The 18,456-nt window shown below is 70.3% G+C and carries 15 protein-coding genes and 1 pseudogene; 12 read left to right on the forward strand and 4 right to left on the reverse strand.

Features of this window, described 5'->3' with window-relative positions:
* Both AB6N23_RS00885 and AB6N23_RS00890 read right to left on the reverse strand, forming a co-directional pair.
* Positions 1 to 415 (reverse strand): annotated as a pseudogene (locus AB6N23_RS00885) (hypothetical protein); the annotation flags it as partial.
* Complete coding sequence (locus AB6N23_RS00890) at positions 412 to 819, reverse strand: DUF4383 domain-containing protein (RefSeq protein WP_378207491.1); 408 nt, start codon at positions 817 to 819, stop codon at positions 412 to 414. The pseudogene AB6N23_RS00885 and the gene AB6N23_RS00890, both read right to left, overlap by 4 nt.
* Before the next feature lie 515 nt (positions 820 to 1,334).
* Between AB6N23_RS00890 and rpoB the strand changes: the two genes are divergently transcribed.
* From rpoB to AB6N23_RS00930, 8 genes are all read left to right on the forward strand, one after another.
* Complete coding sequence (gene rpoB, locus AB6N23_RS00895) at positions 1,335 to 4,841, forward strand: DNA-directed RNA polymerase subunit beta (RefSeq protein ID WP_412863873.1); 3,507 nt, start codon at positions 1,335 to 1,337, stop codon at positions 4,839 to 4,841.
* A 127-nt stretch (positions 4,842 to 4,968) separates the two neighbouring features.
* Entirely contained in the window at positions 4,969 to 8,838 is a 3,870-nt protein-coding gene (locus AB6N23_RS00900) for a DNA-directed RNA polymerase subunit beta' (RefSeq protein WP_378207497.1), read from the forward strand.
* A 437-nt stretch (positions 8,839 to 9,275) separates the two neighbouring features.
* Positions 9,276 to 9,644: a 30S ribosomal protein S12 gene (gene rpsL, locus AB6N23_RS00905; RefSeq protein ID WP_013117883.1), complete on the forward strand. Its 369-nt coding sequence runs from the start codon at positions 9,276 to 9,278 to the stop codon at positions 9,642 to 9,644.
* 5 nt (positions 9,645 to 9,649) lie between these two features.
* Positions 9,650 to 10,120, forward strand: a complete 471-nt coding sequence (rpsG, locus tag AB6N23_RS00910) for a 30S ribosomal protein S7 (protein WP_089798424.1) — start codon at positions 9,650 to 9,652, stop codon at positions 10,118 to 10,120.
* A gap of 93 nt (positions 10,121 to 10,213) precedes the next feature.
* Positions 10,214 to 12,316, forward strand: coding sequence for an elongation factor G (gene fusA / locus AB6N23_RS00915; RefSeq protein ID WP_378207500.1), 2,103 nt, complete (start codon positions 10,214 to 10,216; stop codon positions 12,314 to 12,316).
* A gap of 121 nt (positions 12,317 to 12,437) precedes the next feature.
* Entirely contained in the window at positions 12,438 to 13,631 is a 1,194-nt protein-coding gene (gene tuf, locus AB6N23_RS00920; RefSeq protein ID WP_378207503.1) for an elongation factor Tu, read from the forward strand.
* A 235-nt stretch (positions 13,632 to 13,866) separates the two neighbouring features.
* Positions 13,867 to 14,475, forward strand: a complete 609-nt coding sequence (locus AB6N23_RS00925) for a recombinase family protein (RefSeq protein ID WP_412863877.1) — start codon at positions 13,867 to 13,869, stop codon at positions 14,473 to 14,475.
* A 319-nt stretch (positions 14,476 to 14,794) separates the two neighbouring features.
* Entirely contained in the window at positions 14,795 to 15,247 is a 453-nt protein-coding gene (locus tag AB6N23_RS00930; protein ID WP_412863879.1) for a hypothetical protein, read from the forward strand.
* Positions 15,248 to 15,357: 110 nt separating this feature from the next.
* On the opposite strand, the gene AB6N23_RS00935 is transcribed toward AB6N23_RS00930, so the two are convergent.
* Entirely contained in the window at positions 15,358 to 15,771 is a 414-nt protein-coding gene (locus AB6N23_RS00935) for a hypothetical protein (protein ID WP_412863881.1), read from the reverse strand.
* A complete protein-coding gene (locus AB6N23_RS00940) occupies positions 15,768 to 16,100 on the reverse strand; it encodes a PadR family transcriptional regulator (protein ID WP_412863883.1) in 333 nt (110 codons plus the stop codon). The genes AB6N23_RS00935 and AB6N23_RS00940 overlap by 4 nt, the downstream gene beginning before the upstream one ends.
* A gap of 360 nt (positions 16,101 to 16,460) precedes the next feature.
* Between AB6N23_RS00940 and rpsJ the strand changes: the two genes are divergently transcribed.
* Genes rpsJ through rplW form a run of 4 tightly spaced genes read left to right on the forward strand, consistent with a single transcriptional unit; the run spans position 16,461 to position 18,446 of the window.
* Positions 16,461 to 16,769, forward strand: a complete 309-nt coding sequence (gene rpsJ / locus AB6N23_RS00945; RefSeq protein ID WP_129336914.1) for a 30S ribosomal protein S10 — start codon at positions 16,461 to 16,463, stop codon at positions 16,767 to 16,769.
* Positions 16,770 to 16,792: 23 nt separating this feature from the next.
* Positions 16,793 to 17,452: a 50S ribosomal protein L3 gene (rplC, locus tag AB6N23_RS00950; protein ID WP_378206725.1), complete on the forward strand. Its 660-nt coding sequence runs from the start codon at positions 16,793 to 16,795 to the stop codon at positions 17,450 to 17,452.
* 5 nt (positions 17,453 to 17,457) lie between these two features.
* Positions 17,458 to 18,147, forward strand: coding sequence for a 50S ribosomal protein L4 (gene rplD, locus AB6N23_RS00955; protein WP_378206722.1), 690 nt, complete (start codon positions 17,458 to 17,460; stop codon positions 18,145 to 18,147).
* A complete protein-coding gene (rplW, locus tag AB6N23_RS00960) occupies positions 18,144 to 18,446 on the forward strand; it encodes a 50S ribosomal protein L23 (RefSeq protein ID WP_378206719.1) in 303 nt (100 codons plus the stop codon). The genes rplD and rplW overlap by 4 nt, the downstream gene beginning before the upstream one ends.
* Positions 18,447 to 18,456: the final 10 nt, after the last annotated feature.

The following is an 18,456-nucleotide window of genomic DNA, read 5'->3' on the forward strand; positions in this document are numbered from 1 at the left end:
CGCCCAGGCCCAGCGCCGCGAGCTCGGCGGTGCCGGCCTGCGCGGTGGCCAGGCCGACCAGGAGCGCGGCGGCACCGGCCGCGGCGACGAGCGGGCCGCCGACGAGCAGGTGGCGCCCGGACCCGCGCAGCGCGAGGACGGCCGTCGCGAGCGCCGCGGCGCCCAGCGGCAGCAGCAGCGCGGAGGCGGCGGCGTGATGGCGGAGGTGCTCGGCGCCGAGGCCGATCAGCACGAGACCGGTGCCGAGGGCGGCGACGGCGCCCCACGTCCGCGCCACGAAGGCGGCGGTGCGCTCCGCCGGCCACGCGTCGTGCCCCCCTGCCGGACGGCCCGCCGTCCCCGCGGGTGCGGGGGCGGCGGGCCGGCGGTGGGTCGACGCGTGCCGGGGGAGCGGGCTCGCCCCGGCGGTGCTCACGCGGTGCGCGTGCGGTCCGCGGCGGCCTTGTCGGCCGTCAGGGCGACGCCGAGCAGGATGATCGCCGTACCGAGGTGCAGCACGTTGTCGGCGCCGTTCAGCGCGAGGATGTTGGCCTCGCTCTCGATGATGAACAGGCCGAGGATGCCGACCAGCAGGTAGACCGCACCGACGACGATGTTCATCCGGCGGGCCGAGGCCACCGTGCGCGACGAGGCGAGCAGGGCGATGCCGATGGCGAGGTGGACGATGTTGTGCAGCGGGTTCACCTCGAAGCCGAGCAGCGGCTCGCCCTCCTGGCCGGCGAACGGCACGCCGCCCGTCACCAGGAAGCCGGCGAGGCCGACGAGCGTGTAGACGGCACCGAAGATGGTGGCGACGAGACGGTTCGGGGACTGCGACATGGGTTCCCTCTCTCCCGGGGCGCCTGCCCCTGTCGTCCGGCTGTGACCAGCCGGGACGCCACCGGAACCGGTGACGTCGCTGTGCGTTGGGAGCGTACGAGCGGGCCCCGCGGACCGCACGGCGAACGGGCGGACCGGGGGTCGGCACGCGGTGCGCGGCGCGCCGCCGGGCGGCCCGGCTTCCCGCCGCCGCGTGGCGTGTGCCACCATGTGACCGGCGACGACGGTGTCGCGGATCGGCGGCACGCTCTCCCGCACGGGGCGCGTGGCGTCGCACGAGGACCTCGGGGTCGACCCGGCGGCGACGGAGCCGCGCAGGCGTCGGCTGTGGGGGGTTTACTTGGCACGCCCGGGCGGGTATGCTAGCGCTTTGCGCTGGCCTGTGTCCGCGACCCCGTATAACCCGAGCCCCTCCCCGTCGTTCGTGCGCGACGAGGACGGGCTCGCACGGCCGGGGGGTCGCGACCAGCCGGGTCACGCGCAGCGTGCACTCCATCCGCAGGGAAGGACCCCCCTTGGCTGCCTCGCGCACCCCTTCTGCTCCGTCCGCCGACGCGATCGCGAACCGCACCGCATCCCGCCGCATCTCCTTCGCCAAGATCTCCGAGCCGCTCGAGGTCCCGGACCTGCTGGGTCTGCAGACCGAGAGCTTCGACTGGCTCCTCGGCAACGAGCGCTGGCAGGCCCGTGTCGCGGCCGCCCTCGAGGCGGGGCGCACCGACGTCCCGGAGACCGCCGGCCTGGAGGAGATCTTCGAGGAGATCTCGCCGATCGAGGACTTCGGCGGGACCATGTCCCTCTCCTTCCGCGAGCACCGCTTCGAGCCGCCGAAGTACACGGCCGAGGAGTGCAAGGAGAAGGACTTCACGTACGCCGCGCCGCTGTTCGTCACGGCCGAGTTCGTCAACTACACCACCGGCGAGATCAAGTCGCAGACCGTGTTCATGGGTGACTTCCCGCTCATGACCGAGCGCGGCACGTTCATCATCAACGGCACCGAGCGCGTCGTCGTGTCGCAGCTCGTCCGTTCGCCGGGCGTCTACTTCGAGCGCGTCGCCGACAAGACGTCGGACAAGGACGTGCTCACCGCCAAGATCATCCCGAGCCGTGGGGCGTGGCTCGAGTTCGAGATCGACAAGCGCGACAACGTCGGCGTGCGCGTCGACCGCAAGCGCAAGCAGAACGCGACCGTGCTGCTCAAGGCGCTCGGCATGACCGAGGGCGAGATCCGCGAGGAGTTCGCCGACTACCCGGCCGTGCTCGACACGCTGGACAAGGACCACGTCCAGACGCAGGACGAGGCGCTGCTCGACCTCTACCGCAAGATCCGCCCGGGCGAGCCGCCGACCGTCGAGGCCGGCCGCGCGCTGATCGAGAACTTCTACTTCAACCCCAAGCGCTACGACCTCGCCAAGGTCGGCCGCTACAAGCTGAACAAGAAGGTCGGCCAGGACGCGCCGCTCAGCGACTCGGTCCTGTCGCGCTCGGACGTCGTGGCGACGATCAAGTACCTCGCGGCCCTGCACATCGACCGCACGTCGCTGCCCGGCACGCGCGGCGGCGAGGCGATCGAGTTCCGCGTCGAGACGGACGACATCGACCACTTCGGCAACCGCCGCATCCGTGCGGTGGGCGAGCTCATCCAGAACCAGGTCCGCACCGGCCTGTCCCGGATGGAGCGCGTCGTGCGCGAGCGCATGACGACGCAGGACGTCGAGGCGATCACGCCGCAGACCCTCATCAACATCCGCCCCGTCGTCGCCTCCATCAAGGAGTTCTTCGGGACGAGCCAGCTGTCGCAGTTCATGGACCAGAACAACCCGCTCGCGGGCCTGACGCACAAGCGGCGTCTGTCGGCCCTCGGCCCGGGTGGTCTGTCCCGCGACCGCGCCGGCATGGAGGTCCGTGACGTCCACCCGTCGCACTACGGCCGCATGTGCCCCATCGAGACCCCCGAGGGCCCGAACATCGGCCTCATCGGCTCGCTCGCCACGTACGGGCGCATCAACCCGTTCGGCTTCGTCGAGACCCCGTACCGCAAGGTCGTCCAGGGTCGCGTGACGGACGACGTCGACTACCTGACGGCCGACGACGAGGACCGCTACGTCATCGCGCAGGCCAACGCCCCGCTCGAGGCGGACGGCACGTTCGCCGAGGACCGCGTCCTGGTCCGCACCAAGGGCGGCGAGGTCGAGTTCATCCCGGCCGGCGAGGTCGACTACATGGACGTCTCGCCGCGCCAGATGGTGTCGGTCGCGACGGCCCTCATCCCGTTCCTCGAGCACGACGACGCGAACCGTGCCCTCATGGGCGCGAACATGCAGCGCCAGGCCGTGCCGCTGGTCCGCTCCGAGGCGCCGCTCGTCGGCACCGGCATGGAGCGGCGTGCGGCCGTCGACGCGGGCGACGTCATCGTCGCGTCGAAGCCGGGCGTCGTCACCGAGGTGTCGGCCGACCTCATCACGGTCGCGAACGACGACGCCACCACGTCGACGTACCGCGTGGCGAAGTTCCGCCGCTCGAACCAGGGCACGAGCTACAACCAGCGCGTGCTCGTCGACGAGGGCGCCCGCGTCGAGGTCGGCTCCGTGCTGGCCGACGGCCCGGCGACGGACGAGGGCGAGCTCGCGCTCGGCCGCAACCTGCTCGTCGCGTTCATGTCGTGGGAGGGCCACAACTACGAGGACGCGATCATCCTGTCGCAGCGCCTCGTGCAGGACGACGTCCTCTCCTCGATCCACATCGAGGAGCACGAGGTCGACGCCCGCGACACGAAGCTCGGCCCCGAGGAGATCACGCGGGACATCCCGAACGTCTCCGAGGAGGTCCTGGCCGACCTCGACGAGCGCGGCATCATCCGCATCGGCGCCGAGGTCGCGGCGGGCGACATCCTCGTCGGCAAGGTGACGCCCAAGGGCGAGACCGAGCTGACCCCCGAGGAGCGCCTGCTCCGTGCGATCTTCGGCGAGAAGGCGCGCGAGGTCCGCGACACGTCGCTCAAGGTGCCGCACGGCGAGTCCGGCACGGTCATCGAGGTGCGCACGTTCAGCCGCGACGACGGCGACGAGCTGCCCGCCGGCGTGAACGAGCTGGTCCGCGTGTACATCGCGCAGCGCCGCAAGATCACGGACGGCGACAAGCTCGCCGGCCGCCACGGCAACAAGGGCGTCATCTCCAAGATCCTGCCCGTCGAGGACATGCCGTTCCTCGCGGACGGGACCGCGGTCGACGTCGTCCTCAACCCGCTCGGCGTCCCCGGCCGCATGAACGTCGGCCAGGTCCTCGAGACCCACCTCGGGTGGGTCGCGAAGCAGGGCTGGGACATCCAGCTGGCCGAGGGCGAGGTGCAGTGGACCGAGGGCGTCCCCGAGGTCGCGCACCGCTCGCAGCCGGGCAACCCGGTCGCGACGCCGGTGTTCGACGGCGTGCCGGAGGAGACCCTCACCGGTCTGCTCTCGTCGACGCTGCCGAACCGCGACGGCGAGCGCATGGTCGCGGGCGACGGCAAGGCGCGGCTGTTCGACGGCCGCTCCGGCGAGCCGTTCCCGGAGCCGGTGTCCGTCGGCTACATGTACATCCTCAAGCTGCACCACCTCGTGGACGACAAGATCCACGCCCGGTCGACCGGCCCCTACTCGATGATCACGCAGCAGCCGCTGGGTGGTAAGGCGCAGTTCGGCGGCCAGCGGTTCGGCGAGATGGAGGTGTGGGCCCTGGAGGCGTACGGCGCCGCCTACACGCTGCAGGAGCTGCTCACCATCAAGTCGGACGACGTCCCGGGCCGCGTCAAGGTCTACGAGGCGATCGTCAAGGGCGAGAACATCCCGGACTCCGGCATCCCGGAGTCGTTCAAGGTCCTGCTCAAGGAGATGCAGTCGCTCTGCCTGAACGTCGAGGTGCTGTCCTCGGACGGCGTGTCCATCGACATGAAGGAGAACGACGACGAGGTCTACCGCGCCGCGGAGGAGCTCGGCATCGACCTGTCGCGGCGCCCGAACGCCAGCAGCATCGAGGAGATCTGAGGCCGAGCCCCCGCCCGGTACGCACCGCACCCCTCGGGTGCGACGTGGTCCGGGCGGGGCGCCGACACCCCTGTTGCAGATGTACCGGAGCGCCGAACGGCCCCGGAACGCGTAGGAAGTAGGAACCTTGCTCGACGTCAACGTCTTCGACGAGCTGCGCATCGGCCTGGCCACGGCCGACGACATCCGTGCCTGGTCGCACGGCGAGGTGAAGAAGCCCGAGACCATCAACTACCGGACCCTCAAGCCGGAGAAGGACGGTCTCTTCTGCGAGAAGATCTTCGGTCCCACCCGGGACTGGGAGTGCTACTGCGGCAAGTACAAGCGTGTCCGCTTCAAGGGCATCATCTGCGAGCGCTGCGGCGTCGAGGTGACGCGCTCGAAGGTCCGCCGTGAGCGCATGGGCCACATCGAGCTGGCCGCGCCGGTCACGCACATCTGGTTCTTCAAGGGCGTGCCCAGCCGGCTCGGCTACCTGCTCGACCTGGCGCCGAAGGACCTGGAGAAGGTCATCTACTTCGCGGCCTACATGATCACGTGGGTCGACGACGACGGCCGTGCCGAGGACCTCCCGAACCTCCAGAACGAGATCGACCTGGAGAAGAAGGAGATCGCGGACCGCCGCGACAACGACATCAACACCCGTGCCGCCAAGCTCGAGGCCGACCTGGCCGAGCTCGAGGCCGAGGGTGCCAAGGCCGACGCGCGCCGCAAGGTGCGTGACTCCGCCGAGCGCGAGATGGCGCAGCTCCGCAAGCGTGCGGACGCCGAGCTGGACCGCCTCGAGCAGGTCTGGGACCGCTTCAAGAACCTCAAGGTCGCGGACCTCGAGGGCGACGAGATGCTGTACCGCCAGCTGCAGGACCGGTACGGCAACTACTTCGAGGGCTCGATGGGCGCCGCGGCGATCCAGAAGCGCCTCGAGGCGTTCGACCTGGACGCCGAGGCCGCCTCGCTGCGCGAGACGATCCGCTCCGGCAAGGGCCAGCGCAAGACCCGCGCCCTCAAGCGCCTCAAGGTCGTCAACGCGTTCCTCACGACGAACAACTCGCCGACGGGCATGGTCCTCGACGCGGTCCCGGTCATCCCGCCGGACCTGCGCCCGATGGTCCAGCTCGACGGCGGCCGCTTCGCCACGTCGGACCTGAACGACCTGTACCGCCGCGTCATCAACCGGAACAACCGCCTCAAGCGGCTCCTGGACCTGGGCGCGCCGGAGATCATCGTCAACAACGAGAAGCGGATGCTCCAGGAGGCCGTGGACTCGCTGTTCGACAACGGCCGCCGCGGCCGCCCGGTGACGGGCCCCGGCAACCGTCCGCTCAAGTCGATCTCCGACATGCTCAAGGGCAAGCAGGGCCGGTTCCGCCAGAACCTGCTCGGCAAGCGCGTCGACTACTCGGGCCGTTCGGTCATCGTCGTCGGCCCGCAGCTCAAGCTGCACCAGTGCGGCCTGCCCAAGCAGATGGCGCTCGAGCTGTTCAAGCCGTTCGTGATGAAGCGCCTGGTCGACCTGAACCACGCGCAGAACATCAAGTCGGCCAAGCGCATGGTCGAGCGCGCGCGCCCGGTCGTGTGGGACGTGCTCGAGGAGGTCATCACCGAGCACCCGGTGCTGCTGAACCGCGCACCCACGCTGCACCGTCTGGGCATCCAGGCGTTCGAGCCGCAGCTCGTCGAGGGCAAGGCCATCCACCTGCACCCGCTCGTGTGCGCCGCGTTCAACGCGGACTTCGACGGCGACCAGATGGCGGTCCACCTGCCCCTGTCGGCGGAGGCGCAGGCCGAGGCCCGCATCCTCATGCTGTCGAGCAACAACATCCTCAAGCCGTCGGACGGCCGTCCGGTGACCATGCCCTCGCAGGACATGATCATCGGCCTGTACCACCTGACGAGCGACAAGGAGGACGCGCTCGGCGCGGGCCGCGCGTTCAGCTCGGTCTCCGAGGCGATCATGGCGTTCGACCAGGGCAGCCTGGACCTGAACGCCGTGGTGAAGATCCGCTTCGACGACCTGGTCCTCGGCGAGGGCCAGGAGCCCGAGGGCTTCGAGCCGGGTCAGACGCTGCTGTTCGAGACGACGCTCGGCCGCGCGCTCTTCAACGAGCTGCTCCCGGTCGACTACCCGTACGAGAACGGCGTCGTCGACAAGAAGCGCCTGTCGGTCATCGTCAACGACCTCGCCGAGCGGTACCCGAAGGTCGAGGTCGCCGCGTCGCTCGACGCCCTGAAGGAGGCCGGCTTCCGCTGGGCCACCCGCTCGGGCGTCACGATCGCCATCTCGGACGTCGCCACGCCGGCGGCCAAGAAGGAGATCCTCGAGGAGCACGAGGCGAAGGCCGCGCGCGTCCAGGGCCAGTACGAGAAGGGCCTCATCACGGACGACGAGCGTCGTCAGGAGCTCATCGAGATCTGGACGAACGCCACCGACAAGGTCGCCAAGGCGATGCAGGCCAACTTCCCGGCCCGCAACACCGTCTACCGCATGGTCGGCTCGGGCGCGCGAGGCAACTGGATGCAGGTCCGTCAGATCGCGGGCATGCGTGGCCTCGTCGCCAACCCGAAGGGCGAGATCATCCCGCGCCCGATCAAGGCGAACTACCGCGAGGGCCTGTCCGTCCTCGAGTACTTCATCGCGACGCACGGCGCCCGCAAGGGTCTGGCGGACACCGCTCTGCGGACCGCCGACTCGGGCTACCTCACGCGTCGTCTGGTGGACGTCTCGCAGGACGTCATCGTCCGCGAGGAGGACTGCGGCACCGAGCGCGGCCTGACCATGCCGATCGGCGTGGCGACCGCGGACGGCACGCTGCGCCGCCACGACAAGGTCGAGACGTCCGTGTACTCGCGGACGCTCGCGACCGACATCGAGGTGGAGGGCGAGGTCATCGGCCACGCCGGTGACGACGTCGGCGACGTCCTGCTCGACCGTCTCCTCGAGACGGGTGTCACCGAGCTCAAGATCCGCTCGGTGCTCACGTGCGAGTCGCGCGTCGGCACGTGCGCCAAGTGCTACGGCCGGTCGCTCGCGACCGGCAAGCTCGTCGACATCGGCGAGGCCGTCGGCATCATCGCGGCCCAGTCGATCGGTGAGCCCGGCACGCAGCTCACGATGCGTACCTTCCACACCGGTGGTGTGGCCTCCGCGGACGACATCACGCAGGGTCTGCCGCGTGTCCAGGAGCTCTTCGAGGCCCGCACCCCCAAGGGTGAGGCGCCGATCGCGGAGTTCTCGGGCCGCGTGGCGATCGAGGAGGGTGACCGCTCGCGGCGCATCGTCCTCACGCCGGACGACGGCTCCGAGGAGATCGCGTACCCGATCACCAAGCGCTCGCGCCTGCTCGTGCAGGACGGCGACCACGTCGCGGTCGGCACGCAGCTCGTCCAGGGCGCCGTGGACCCGAAGAAGGTCCTGCGCATCCTCGGCCCGCGTGCGACGCAGAAGCACCTGGTCGACGAGGTGCAGGAGGTCTACCGCTCGCAGGGCGTGGACATCCACGACAAGCACATCGAGGTCATCGTGCGGCAGATGCTCCGCCGCGTGACGGTGCTCGACTCCGGCGAGACGGGCCTGCTGCCCGGTGAGCTGGCCGAGCGCGGTCGCTTCGAGGACTTCAACCGTCGCGCCGTGTCCGAGGGTGGCCAGCCGGCCTCGGGCCGTCCGGAGCTGATGGGCATCACGAAGGCGTCGCTCGCGACGGACTCGTGGCTGTCCGCCGCCTCCTTCCAGGAGACGACGAAGGTCCTCACCGAGGCCGCGATGTCGAGCCGGTCCGACCCGCTGCTCGGCCTCAAGGAGAACGTCATCCTCGGCAAGCTCATCCCGGCGGGTACCGGTCTGTCCCGGTACCGCAACGTCGAGGTGGAGGCGACCGAGGAGGCGAAGGCCGAGCTGTACCCGGCCTTCGGCTACGACGAGATCGACTTCCCCGCCCTGGGCCTCGGCTCGGGCGAGGCGATCCCGCTCGAGGACATCGACTTCGGCGACTACCGCTGATCGAGCTCACGCTCGACCCCGAGGGGCTCGTCGGCTGCGGCCGGCGGGCCCCTCGGGCCGTCCGGGGCGGTTCGGGGCAGTCCGGGGGACGCGCCGGGCGCCGCACGGCGTGGCCGGGGTCTCTTTGACGCCCCCCGACACGCCAGGTAACGTAGGACACCGTGCCCGCGCCGTCGGGCCCTTGTGCGTGCACTCGACCCGAGGTCCTCAGGGACCGGGTCGACGTGGCACCGGGTGGTTCCCCTCCCGTTCGGACCGGCCTCGTGAGGCCGGACGCCGCGCGGGGGAGCGGGGCGACACGCCCGGGCGCGGGGGTCGGTGCGGGACGCAAGACCGACCGGGGTAGTCGTGCGACGGGCGACGATCCGGGGCAAGCCGGCCGTCCAGGGTGACGGGTGCCGGTCAGACCAGAGAACACCGAACAGTTCGGAGACGTAGTGCCTACGATCCAGCAGCTGGTCCGCAAGGGCCGGCAGGCGAAGACGAACAAGTCGAAGACGCCTGCCCTCAAGGGCTCCCCCCAGCGTCGCGGTGTCTGCACCCGCGTGTACACGACCACCCCGAAGAAGCCGAACTCCGCGCTGCGCAAGGTCGCGCGTGTCCGTCTCTCGTCGGGCATCGAGGTCACGGCCTACATCCCGGGCGTCGGCCACAACCTGCAGGAGCACTCGATCGTGCTCGTGCGCGGCGGCCGTGTGAAGGACCTGCCGGGTGTCCGCTACAAGATCGTCCGTGGCGCGCTCGACACGCAGGGCGTGAAGAACCGCAAGCAGGCGCGCAGCCGCTACGGCGCGAAGAAGGGCTGAGACAGATGCCTCGCAAGGGTCCCGCTCCGAAGCGGCCGCTGATCGTCGACCCCGTCTACGGGTCGCCGGTCGTCACGCAGCTCATCAACAAGGTCCTCCTCGACGGCAAGAAGACCGTCGCGGAGTCGATCGTCTACGGCGCCCTCGAGGGCGTCCGCGAGAAGACGCAGTCCGACCCGGTCGTCGTGCTCAAGCGCGCGCTGGACAACGTGCGTCCCTCCATCGAGGTCAAGTCCCGCCGCGTCGGTGGTGCGACCTACCAGGTGCCGATCGAGGTCCGCCCCGTGCGCGCGACCACGCTGGCGCTGCGCTGGCTCACCGACTTCTCGCGCGCCCGTCGCGAGAAGACGATGACCGAGCGCCTCATGAACGAGATCCTCGACGCCTCCAACGGCCTCGGTGCCGCGGTCAAGCGCCGTGAGGACATGCACAAGATGGCCGAGTCCAACCGGGCCTTCGCGCACTACCGCTGGTGACCTCGCGGCCCGACGCCGCGGGCCGCCCGACTCAGGGTGCACGCGGCGTCGGGGCCGGCACCGATCAACAGCCAACCGACAAGGGGCTATCACGTGGCACTGGACGTGCTGACCGACCTCACGAAGGTCCGCAACATCGGCATCATGGCGCACATCGATGCCGGCAAGACCACCACCACCGAGCGGATCCTGTTCTACACCGGGGTCAACTACAAGATCGGTGAGACGCACGACGGCGCGTCGACGATGGACTGGATGGAGCAGGAGCAGGAGCGCGGCATCACGATCACGTCGGCCGCGACGACCTGCTACTGGAAGAACAACCAGATCAACATCATCGACACGCCCGGCCACGTCGACTTCACGGTCGAGGTGGAGCGCTCGCTGCGCGTGCTCGACGGTGCCGTCGCCGTGTTCGACGGCAAGGAGGGCGTCGAGCCCCAGTCCGAGACGGTGTGGCGCCAGGCCGACAAGTACGACGTGCCGCGCATCTGCTTCGTCAACAAGATGGACAAGCTCGGCGCCGACTTCTACTTCACGGTCGACACGATCGTGAACCGGCTCAAGGCCAAGCCGCTGGTCATCCAGCTGCCGATCGGCTCCGAGAACGACTTCATCGGCGTCGTCGACCTGGTCGAGATGCGCGCCCTGGTGTGGCGCGGCGAGACCGCGCTGGGCGAGAAGTACGAGGTCGAGGACATCCCCGCCGACCTCCAGGAGCGCGCCGAGCAGTACCGCAGCGAGCTCGTCGAGGCCGTCGCCGAGACGTCCGAGGAGCTGCTCGAGAAGTACCTGGGCGGCGAGGAGCTCACGGTCGCCGAGATCAAGGCCGGCATCCGCCAGCTGACGGTCTCGTCGCAGGCGTACCCCGTGCTCTGCGGGTCCGCCTTCAAGAACAAGGGCGTGCAGCCCATGCTCGACGCGGTCATCGACTACCTCCCGACGCCGCTCGACGTCCCCGCCGTGCAGGGTCACGACGTGAAGGACGAGTCGGTCGTCGTCGAGCGTCACCCCGACGCGACGGAGCCGTTCTCCGCGCTGGCCTTCAAGGTCGCGGCGCACCCCTTCTTCGGCAAGCTCACCTACGTCCGGGTCTACTCGGGCAAGGTCGAGCAGGGCGCCCAGGTGCTCAACTCGACGAAGGGCAAGAAGGAGCGCATCGGCAAGCTGTTCCAGATGCACTCCAACAAGGAGAACCCGGTCGCCGAGGCGCAGGCCGGTCACATCTACGCCTTCATCGGCCTCAAGGACGTCACCACCGGTGACACCCTGTGCGACCCGGCCGCGCCGGTCGTGCTCGAGTCGATGACCTTCCCGGAGCCCGTCATCGACGTGGCGATCGAGCCGAAGACGAAGGGTGACCAGGAGAAGCTCTCCACGGCCATCCAGAAGCTCGCCGAGGAGGACCCGACGTTCCGCGTCCGCCTGGACGAGGAGACCGGCCAGACCGTCATCGGCGGCATGGGCGAGCTCCACCTCGACATCCTCGTCGACCGCATGCGTCGCGAGTTCAAGGTCGAGGCGAACGTCGGCAAGCCGCAGGTCGCGTACCGCGAGACCATCCGCCGTGCGGTCGAGAAGATCGACTACACGCACAAGAAGCAGACGGGTGGCTCCGGCCAGTACGCGAAGGTCCAGATGACCTTCGAGCCGCTGGACCCGGCCGAGGGCGAGCTGTACGAGTTCGAGAACAAGGTCACCGGTGGCCGCATCCCGCGCGAGTACATCCCGTCCGTCGACGCGGGCATCCAGAGCGCGATGCAGCTGGGCGTCCTCGCGGGCTTCCCGCTCGTGGGCGTGAAGGCGATCCTGCTCGACGGTGCGGCGCACGACGTCGACTCCTCGGAGATGGCGTTCAAGATCGCCGGCTCGATGATCCTCAAGGAGGCCGTCCGCAAGGCCGACCCCGCCCTCCTCGAGCCGATCATGGCCGTCGAGGTCCGGACGCCCGAGGACTACATGGGCGACGTCATCGGCGACCTCAACTCGCGCCGCGGCATGATCCAGTCCATGGAGGACGCGACCGGCGTCAAGGTCGTCCGCGCCCAGGTGCCGCTCTCCGAGATGTTCGGCTACGTCGGCGACCTGCGGTCCAAGACGCAGGGCCGTGCCGTGTACTCGATGCAGTTCGACAGCTACGCCGAGGTTCCTCGGAACGTTGCCGACGAGATCATCAAGAAGACCCGGGGCGAGTAGTCCCACAGGTCGAACCCCGCAGTACCAGCAACACATCCGACCCGTAGGACCGCACGCCGAGCAGGTACCGTCAGGTGGCTGCCGTCGGGCAATCTCTACCAAGTCCTGAGGAGGACACCCAGTGGGCAAGGCGAAGTTCGAGCGGACCAAGCCGCACGTCAACATCGGGACCATCGGTCACGTCGACCACGGCAAGACGACGCTGACCGCTGCGATCTCGAAGGTGCTGCACGACAAGTACCCCGACCTGAACCCCTTCACGCCGTTCGACGAGATCGACAAGGCGCCGGAGGAGAAGCAGCGCGGTATCACCATCAACATCGCGCACGTCGAGTACCAGACGGAGAAGCGCCACTACGCGCACGTCGACGCGCCGGGTCACGCCGACTACATCAAGAACATGATCACGGGTGCGGCGCAGATGGACGGCGCCATCCTCGTGGTGGCGGCGACCGACGGCCCGATGGCCCAGACGCGTGAGCACGTCCTGCTCGCCCGTCAGGTCGGCGTGCCCTACCTGCTCGTCGCGCTCAACAAGTCCGACATGGTCGACGACGAGGAGATCCTCGAGCTCGTCGAGATGGAGGTCCGCGAGCTGCTGTCGTCGCAGGGCTTCGACGGCGACGACGCCCCCGTCGTGCGCGTCTCGGGCCTCAAGGCGCTCGAGGGCGACCCGACCTGGGTGAAGTCGGTCGAGGACCTCCTCGACGCCGTCGACGAGAACGTCCCGGACCCGGTCCGCGACATCGACAAGCCGTTCCTCATGCCGATCGAGGACGTCTTCACGATCACCGGTCGTGGCACCGTCGTCACGGGCCGCGTCGAGCGCGGTCAGCTCAAGGTGAACGAGGAGGTGGAGATCGTCGGCATCAAGGAGAAGGCGATCAAGACCACCGTCACCGGTGTCGAGATGTTCCGCAAGCTGCTCGACTACGCCGAGGCCGGCGAGAACGTCGGTCTGCTCCTCCGCGGCACGAAGCGCGAGGAGGTCGAGCGCGGCCAGGTCGTCGTGAAGCCGGGTTCGATCACGCCGCACACCGAGTTCGAGGGCCAGGTCTACATCCTGGCCAAGGACGAGGGCGGCCGTCACAACCCGTTCTACGGCAACTACCGTCCGCAGTTCTACTTCCGCACGACGGACGTCACCGGCGTCATCACGCTGCCCGAGGGCACCGAGATGGTCATGCCCGGTGACAACACCGAGATCCACGTGAACCTCATCCAGCCCATCGCCATGGAGGAGGGCCTCGGCTTCGCCATCCGCGAGGGTGGCCGCACCGTCGGCTCGGGCCGGGTCACGAAGATCCTCAAGTGATCACCGCCCCTCGGGGCTGATCGCGACGCAGGGCCCGGGAGCCTCGGCTCCCGGGCCCTGCTGCGTCCCCGGAGCCGTCCACGCCCACGGCGCGGCCCTGTCGGTCGGCGGACGACCTCCGTAGGCTCGGTCCCACGTGCACACGCGGCCCGGGTCCGGGCCGCGCGCCGGCCGACGGGGGCCACCCACCGGCCGGTGTCAGGGGGCTGGTGCTCGAGGGGGCGACGTGGTTGTCGTGGGGTACGTACGTGTCGAGACGTCGGAGCAGGAGGCGGCGCGGGAGCTGGCCGAGCTGCGGCGTGCCGGGGCCGAGTTGGTGTTCGTCGACCACGGTGGCGCCGGCCCGGGGCCGTCGCAGTGGGACGTGTGCCTCGAGCGCCTGCGCGCCGGGGACACGTTCCTGGTGTGGCGGCTCGACCGGGCCGTCAGCTCGGTCGCCGGGGCGCTGCGCGTGGTGACGGACCTGCACGACCGGAAGGTGCACCTGCGGTCGCTGTGCGAGCCGGAGATCGACACCGCGGCGTCGCACGGGCCGTCGTTGGTCGCCTTCGCCGCGTCGCTGTCCGCGCTGCACGTGGCTCGGGTGCGGGCCCGGTCCCGCGCCGGGCAGGACGCCGCGCGGCGGGAGGGGAGGCCGCCGGGCAGGCCGACGGTGATGTCGCCGGAGCGGCTCGTCGCGGCGCGGGCGCTGCGGGCGGCGGGGCAGAGCCACACCGCCATCGCCCGCGCGCTGGGCGTGAGCCCGTCGACGGTCGGGCGTGCGCTGGCCCGGGAGGACGACGACGTCGTGCGGTGTCCCGTCATGCGAGACGAGGCGGGCGCGCCCGCAGGCGCCGAGGTGTGACGTGGCTCACACTTGGCTCGGTCGCCGCGAGGGCGACGGGTTCCGCCGATCGCCCGTCCGCGCCACCCGGCGCGGCACGGTTGTGACGCGCCGGTGGCGCGCCCGTCGACGCCGGGCCGCCGGCGGCGGGGCGCCGCCGTGCAGAACCGTCGGTCACAACGGCCGCCCCGGAACCCCGGCGTCCACGTTGTGGGGCGTGCGCACCCTGCGCGGGGCCGCCCGGCACGTCCGGTTCGCCCCTTCCGTACGCCCTGCGGTGCCTGGTCGGCTGTCGCCAGGCCGGTGACCACCGGCCGTCGGGCCAGCCCAGGAGGAACGCATGTCCGTCCGCCGCAAGATCGCCGCAGGAGTCCTCGTCGCCAGCCTCGGTTCCGGCATCGGCATCACCGCAGCCCTGCCGGCGACGGCCGCGCCGGCGCCCGCCGTGGTCGCCGTCTCGTCGGTCAGCACCTCCGGCACGACCGCGCCGGTGCCGCTGCCGGCCCGGTCCGTCGTCGGCCTGACGCCGGGCTCGGGCATCGCCGCCCCCGGTGGCACCGCCGCGACGCCGAACGTCCCGATCTGGATCCGGGTCGCCGTCCAGGCGGCGCTCCAGGTCATCAAGTCGCGGTCCATCGCGACGTACCGCCAGATCATCGCCTACGTGGAGCGCGGTCGGACCGCGTTCGTGTCGTGGTGGAACACGGGCGTCCCGGCGTGGGTCAAGGGCCTGCTCGGCGGCATCAGCGGCAACGCGATCTACGACGCCATCAAGTGGATCCTCGGCCTCTGAGCCGCGTCCTCGCTCGACGTGACGGCCGTCGTCGGTCCCTCGGGGCCGGCGGCGGCCGTCGCCGTGCCGGGCGGTCCGTGCCGGCCGGCGGGGCCCGGGTGCCCCGTCGCTCAGGCGTCAGGCGTCGGCGTGCCGCGCCGCACGGGTCGTGACGCACGCGCGAGGTGCAGGACGAAGGCGATCAGGAGCCCGAGCAGCAGGATGCCGAGCGCGGGCAGCAGCACGACCCGGTCCATCCCGTCGGTCCGCTCCCAGGTGCCGGTGGCGTAGAGCGCGAGGGCGACCGCGACCCACAGCAGGGCGGCACACGCGGCGAGGCCCGCGGGGAGGCCGCGACGCCGGCGCGGGGCGCCCGCGGGGAAGCGTGCCGCGTACTGCTCGGCGGTGCCGAAGTACGCGACGGGGTCGCCGCCGGTCGCCACGTACTCGTCGACCTCCGCGACGATGTCCGCGACCTCCGCCTCGGGCACGTCGCGCAGGCGGAGGTGGAAAGCGAGGTCCTGGGCGTAGCTCATGGTCGTCACTCCGGGAGTCCTAGGCGCGTGACCTGCTGGAGCAGGTCCGACGCGGTGCGGCGGTCGTGGGCGAGGCGCTCGGCGCCCAGGTCGGTGAGGTGGAAGACCTTGCGGGCGGGACCGGGGCCGCTCACGTCCCAGGTGGACGAGACGAGCCCGTCCTTCTCGAGGGACCGCAGGAGCGGGTAGATCGTGCCGCCGTTGGCGCCGCCGACACCCACCGTGCGCAGGTCCGCGATGAGCGCGTACCCGTGACGCGGTGCGCGCGACAGGAGCGCGAGCGCGAGCACGGGGGTCAGCGCGCGACGCAGGCCCTCGGTGGTGTCGGTGGCCGTCATGGCTCCATCGTGGCCCGCACTATGTCGATCGTCAACCTAGTGCGGGTGTCGGAGCTCCGCGCCGGCCGGACGGGTCGCCACCGCGGGGGAGAGGCGTCGGTCACGGTGGTTGGCCTTCTGGGCCGGTGTCTGGCAGACTGTCGGGGTTGCCCGCTAGGGGTGTGCGTTCGCGCGCGCCCCCGGCCAGGGCGACCAGACGTGGCGGACGCGTGGACCCCGGGGCAGCTCGGCGGTGGGCGTTCGCAACCACGACCCCCGTCCCGGGAACGGTACGCAGCGCTCAGGTGCGTCGCGAGAAGCGACACGCCCGAGTGCGGGGGTCGGACGGACCGGTATCGAGAGAGAGAAGTAGACGACGCCATGGCGGGACAGAAGATCCGCATCCGGCTCAAGTCCTACGACCACGAGGTCATCGACAGCTCGGCGCGCAAGATCGTCGACACGGTGACTCGCGCTGGTGCGTCGGTCGTGGGCCCGGTGCCGCTCCCGACGGAGAAGAACGTCTTCGTCGTGATCCGGTCGCCCCACAAGTACAAGGACAGCCGCGAGCACTTCGAGATGCGCACGCACAAGCGGCTCATCGACATCATCGATCCCACGCCGAAGGCCGTCGACTCGCTCATGCGTCTCGACCTGCCGGCGGACGTGAACATCGAGATCAAGCTCTGACGCTGGGAAGGGACTGATCTTTCATGGCTACCCAGCAGAACGCGCGCCCCGTCACGGCGGTGCTCGGCACGAAGCTCGGCATGACCCAGGTGTGGGACGACGCAGGTCGCCTCGTGCCGGTCACGGTCGTCGCCGTCGGGCCGAACGTCGTGACGCAGGTCCGCTCCGCTGAGACCGACGGCTACGCCGCGGTGCAGCTGGCCTCCGGCCAGATCGACCCGCGCAAGGTCACCAAGCCGCTCAAGGGCCACTTCGAGAAGGCGGGGGTCACCCCTCGTCGGCACGTGGTCGAGGTGCGGACGTCGAACGCGGCCGAGTTCACGCTCGGCCAGGAGATCACCGCCGGCGTGTTCGAGGCCGGCCAGGTCGTCGACGTCGTCGGCACCACCAAGGGCAAGGGCACGGCCGGTGTGATGAAGCGTCACGGCTTCTCCGGCGTCGGCGCCTCCCACGGTGCGCACCGCAACCACCGCAAGCCCGGCTCGATCGGCGGCGCCTCGACGCCGTCGCGCGTCTTCAAGGGCCTGCGGATGGCCGGTCGGATGGGCGTCGCCCGTCAGACCACCCAGAACCTGACCGTGCACGCGGTCGACGCGGAGAAGGGTCTGCTGCTCGTCAAGGGCGCGGTTCCCGGCCCCAAGGGCGGCGTCGTCCTCGTGCGTTCCGCTGCGAAGGGTGCGTGACCTCCATGAGCGACACGCTGACCGTCGACGTCCTGGACGAGAAGGGCCAGAAGGCCGGCACGGCCGACCTGCCCGGTGACGTCTTCGACGCGACCACGAACGTCCCGCTGATCCACCAGGTGGTCGTCGCGCAGCTCGCTGCGGCGCGCCAGGGGACCCACGACACGAAGAACCGTGGCGAGGTCCGTGGTGGCGGCAAGAAGCCGTACAAGCAGAAGGGCACCGGCCGCGCCCGTCAGGGCTCGACCCGCGCCCCGCAGTTCGCGGGTGGTGGCGTCGTCCACGGCCCGACGCCGCGTGACTACTCGCAGCGGACGCCGAAGAAGATGAAGGCCGCGGCGCTCCGCGGTGCTCTCTCGGACCGTGCGCGCGCCGGCCGCGTCCACGTCGTGACGGGCTTCGCGCCCGGCCAGGTGCCGTCGACCAAGGCCGCTCTCGCGGTGCTCGACAACCTGTCCGGCCGCAAGAACGTCCTCGTGGTCGTCGAGCGCCAGGACGAGATCACCTGGAAGTCGCTGCGCAACGTCGAGCGCGTGCACCTGCTCGTCGCCGACCAGCTCAACACGTACGACGTCCTCATCTCGGACGACGTGGTCTTCACGCAGGGCGCGCTCGACGCGTTCCTGGCCGGCCCCGCCAAGGGTGCCAAGGCCGTGGCCACCGAGTCCGAGGCGGCTCAGGAGGAGACGAAGTGACCGCCGTCGGCAAGGACCCGCGCGACATCCTGATCGCGCCGGTCGTCTCCGAGAAGAGCTACGGCCTGCTCGACGAGGGCAAGTACACCTTCCTCGTCGACCCGCGTGCCAACAAGACCGAGATCAAGATCGCCGTCGAGCAGGTCTTCGGCGTCAAGGTCGACTCGGTCAACACCGCGAACCGCCAGGGCAAGTCGCGCCGGACCCGGTTCGGCATCGGCCGCCGCAAGGCCACGAAGCGTGCGATCGTCACCCTCCGCGAGGGCTCGATCGACATCTTCGGCGGACCGGTCGGCTGAGGCCCGGAAG

This window comes from Cellulomonas pasadenensis (genome assembly GCF_047229365.1).
Taxonomy (GTDB): domain Bacteria; phylum Actinomycetota; class Actinomycetes; order Actinomycetales; family Cellulomonadaceae; genus Cellulomonas.

Bases quoted from the DNA above. Each gene is read 5' to 3' on its own strand.
- AB6N23_RS00930 (WP_412863879.1), top strand. From the start codon at position 14,795: ATGTCCGTCCGCCGCAAGATCGCCGCAGGAGTCCTCGTCGCCAGCCTC.
- AB6N23_RS00940 (WP_412863883.1), bottom strand. From the start codon at position 16,100: ATGACGGCCACCGACACCACCGAGGGCCTGCGTCGCGCGCTGACCCCC.
- rplC (WP_378206725.1), top strand. From the start codon at position 16,793: ATGGCTACCCAGCAGAACGCGCGCCCCGTCACGGCGGTGCTCGGCACG.
- rpsG (WP_089798424.1), top strand. From the start codon at position 9,650: ATGCCTCGCAAGGGTCCCGCTCCGAAGCGGCCGCTGATCGTCGACCCC.
- rplD (WP_378206722.1), top strand. From the start codon at position 17,458: ATGAGCGACACGCTGACCGTCGACGTCCTGGACGAGAAGGGCCAGAAG.
- rpsJ (WP_129336914.1), top strand. From the start codon at position 16,461: ATGGCGGGACAGAAGATCCGCATCCGGCTCAAGTCCTACGACCACGAG.
- AB6N23_RS00890 (WP_378207491.1), bottom strand. From the start codon at position 819: ATGTCGCAGTCCCCGAACCGTCTCGTCGCCACCATCTTCGGTGCCGTC.